We start from the raw sequence: 3306 nt of genomic DNA, 5'->3' as shown, positions 1-3306 counted from the left end.
ACCGTTCTCGACCTCGCATGATCGAGGAACAGGACAAAACTCCACTACGCCGGAGCCCTGGTATTTCCCGGCCCTGGAGAAGTCGGTCGGCACGGTGAGGGCGTGCGCGGTGTTCGGGAAATCCCGGGCTACGGTGCACCGGCACCGCAACCCGCGCCCGCCTGTGCAGGGACCGCGACGCCCGTTCCACCACCCGGCCGAACTCTCCGACTACGAACGCGAGCAGGTCCTGGCAGTGCTCGACTCGCCCCGCTTCGCCGACAAGTCACCCGGCCAGGTGTGGACGATCCTGCTGGACGAGGGCGTCTGCCTGTGCTCACAAGCCACCATGTACCGACTCCTTCGCGAACGCGGCCAAAGCGGCGAGCGACGCGCCCAGGCCGTACGCCCGCCGACCGGCAAACCCGAACCGGAGGCCGACCGGCCCAACCTTGTGTGGTCCTGGGACATCACCAAACTGAAAGGCCCAGTGCGGGGCGTCTACTATCTGCTGTACGTCATCATCGACATCTTCTCCCGCAAAGTCATCCACTGGGAGATCTGGCCCACCGAGAACGGCACCCTGGCCAAAGAATTCATCCAGAACGCCAACGACACCACCGCACCCCCGCCGAGTAGCCGGGGGGATCACACCCTCATCAACATGACCTCCAAACTGGCGTGATCACTCACAACGTGCGACATCACGTCGCACGGCTGCCTCCAGCTTCACCCCGCCGCTACGACGACGGGGAGATGGCCGGTCTTCCACCTCCATTCGGAGCAACAGCGCCTCGTGGCGCACTATGAATCGCGCCACACGGCCCAAACGGGCAACATCACTGCAGGTCACGGTAGATGACCGGGATACCGGCCGAGACCGAGTTCCGGTCGGGACGTTCGAGGATGAGTCCGACACCGGGCCGCACCGCGATAACGCAGTGAGCGACTTTCCCTCAGGCCGCGTTGTTTCGGTAAGTGCCCTTGTGTCAAACTGCCCGGGGCTCCCGCTTATGCACCGTGTTTTGGGCCGTGTGGCGCGATTCATACCGGCACCCCATCCTCCATCACACGCCACCCCGTCCCCCCGCCTCGGACGGGTCGGGCTCGGTCAGCCGCGCCAGATGCTCGCGGATGGTACGGCGCTCTCCTTCAGAGGGTCGGGGCTGGTCAGCGGGCGGTGTCCTCAGCGGCCGCGATGGCGCGCTGGGTGTCGGGCCGAGCGTTCGTGAAGGTCTTGTGGACGACACCGACCGAGGCTTTGATCTGTCCGGTCAGCGCCCAGATTGAGGCCCCCAAACTGGGGCTGAACGGTGCCGGCTTAACCGATGAGATTCTCTATACCGATCCCCGCGGCCGCGAGGACGGCGGAAAGGGACGTGATAGCGAGCACGACGAGAGCGCACCCGCCCGAGGGAGGTTTCGGCGAGTTCATTTTGGCGGTGATCTCGTGGTAGCGCTTCACGGCGGGGTCGTTTTCGTCGTCGTAGTCCCCGTCGTGGTAGCTGACCATCTTCGCGGCGCACAATGCGCAGAACCCCTCCGACACCTCTCTGCCGCAACCAGCGTTGCACTTCGCCATGCTCTCAACCTCCGCGTGGTCCAGTTATCGGAGCGTATCGAACTAGGCGGAGCCTTACACCCAATATGCCCTTCGCATTTAGGACAGCATCCGCAATCACTGGCGCCCGGCGCCCACTTCCCGCAGCTTGCCGGTAGCCGGCCGACGCCAGGCCCCGGGCCCGTGTGTTCGACTGCCGGGTCACCCCGAACGACCTGGCCGCCTGGTTTCGAGACCTCGGCCTGACAGTCGATGGGAGGGTGTATGGGCGGGACTGGGCCTGTCGGTAAGGCTGCCCCCGGCCCGCTTCTCCTCAGGCCGGGACCACTCGCGACCAGGATATTCACAAGCGGCGATCAACTTCGGGACAGCGGGTGAACGGCGCCCCGATCGCCTGCAGCCGTGAGGATGCCGCGCCCAAGACCGCGACACCCTCAAATGACCTTGCAAAAGTGGAACCCCGGCACGTGACCAGGGGTTCCACGGGAACTCCTCACATGGCTGACAGGTGGCCGTAGTTGCGCGGGGGCGCCGTGGCGAAGAACACGCGGGCCGACGCCGGAACTGTTCCGTCTGCGGCTTGTACCGGGCATACCCGTGGTACGAGCCGCAGGCGGTGGCCGGAGAAGGGGAAGCCGTGATAGAGCTCATGGTGCTGGCGGTTGCCGTGATCGTCGTCTTGTGCTTCATCTCCGAAAGCAGCGGATCAGGAAGCGATGGCAGCACCTACTCCGGCGGCGCTGGCGGCGACGGCGGCGGCGATGGTGGGGGCGGCGATGGCGGCGGCTGCTGACACGTGCACGTCGGGGTGGCCGAAGGCGGTTCTACGGCATGCCTGGGAAGGAGTCGACGCCGGCAGCCGTGAAGCTCATGGGGGCCTCATCGTGACGTTCCACACCGGCACAACGGCGCCACTCTCCGAACCCGGAATCGTGTGCATGATCATGCACGGCGACTGCATAACCCATCAAACCGCCACAAATCTGGCGCTGCCCGCCTTCACCACGAGGCCCCCGTAGCAAACGGCGGAAATCCAACGGATTTAGGTCTGACCTGCAGGTTCTCGCGTTCCACGGTCCTAGTTGATCTCCGCTACCGACTAGAGCGGGAGCGTCGAGCGGCACGTCATTCGAGCGGGTTTTGAAGTTGGGTGGACGAGGACGCGTTTGACCTGCGGAGTTATCGCTCGTCCACCCTGCGGGTGCCGATTAATCATCCGGCCAGGTCAGGCGGCATGCCGATACTCCTTCAGCACACCACCAAGTCGGTCATGTCGGCGGATGTCGAGCTGTGCGACTCCAGCGGAGGTGGAGGCGGTGTCGGGAAGTGACCGAAGCGGAGTTGCCTGCCGGAGAGCGCGGTGCGGCCGATGTGAGTTGTAGAAGGTCTCGAACTCACGCGGCGCGTGGAGGAGATGGCTTTGGTTCCAGATCAAGGTCCGGTCCAGCAGTTCGCGCCGGCAGGTCTGGATCCAGCGCTCCATGATGGAGTTCATCCGTGGCATCCGGACACCGCTCTTGACGATACGTACTGCGGCATAGGCCAGCACCGCGTCGAAGGCCGCAGTGAATTTGGCGTCCCGGTCGCGGATGAGGTACCTGGCCGTGCTACCCACATCCTGCAGATCCATGGCAAGGTTGCGGCCGAGTTGGGTGACCCACTGCCCGGTGGGGTGCGCGGTGACGCCGAGGACTCGGATACGGCGTGTGGCGTGCTCGATGACCGCCAGAACATACAGGCGGGCGCCGGTGAGGGTACGGACCTCG

The 3306-nt window shown here is 64.9% G+C and carries 4 protein-coding genes; 2 read left to right on the top strand and 2 right to left on the bottom strand.

Annotated features, from left to right (window positions below; translation table 11 throughout):
- Positions 1–664, top strand: a 664-nt coding sequence (locus ABD844_RS34180; protein ID WP_344887166.1) for a DDE-type integrase/transposase/recombinase, incomplete at its 5' end; no start/stop codon positions are given.
- A 636-nt stretch (positions 665–1300) separates the two neighbouring features.
- On the opposite strand, the gene ABD844_RS34175 is transcribed toward ABD844_RS34180, so the two are convergent.
- Positions 1301–1561, bottom strand: coding sequence for a hypothetical protein (locus tag ABD844_RS34175; protein WP_344887164.1), 261 nt, complete (start codon positions 1559–1561; stop codon positions 1301–1303).
- A gap of 616 nt (positions 1562–2177) precedes the next feature.
- Here ABD844_RS34175 and ABD844_RS34170 point away from each other — a divergent pair.
- Positions 2178–2333 (top strand): hypothetical protein, encoded by a 156-nt coding sequence (locus tag ABD844_RS34170; protein WP_344887162.1) that lies wholly within the window; start codon positions 2178–2180, stop codon positions 2331–2333.
- Positions 2334–2765: 432 nt separating this feature from the next.
- Here ABD844_RS34170 and ABD844_RS34165 read toward each other — a convergent pair.
- Positions 2766–3306 (bottom strand): integrase core domain-containing protein (locus ABD844_RS34165; RefSeq protein ID WP_344887160.1); only part of this gene is annotated, 541 nt, incomplete at its 5' end.

This window comes from Nonomuraea antimicrobica, from assembly GCF_039536965.1.
Classification (GTDB): domain Bacteria; phylum Actinomycetota; class Actinomycetes; order Streptosporangiales; family Streptosporangiaceae; genus Nonomuraea; species Nonomuraea antimicrobica.
Note: the sequence above shows the minus strand (reverse complement) of the source record. Positions and strands in the feature narration are given on the sequence as shown.

Coding starts and splice junctions, on each gene's coding strand:
- ABD844_RS34175 (WP_344887164.1), bottom strand. CDS start 1,561: ATGGCGAAGTGCAACGCTGGTTGCGGCAGAGAGGTGTCGGAGGGGTTC.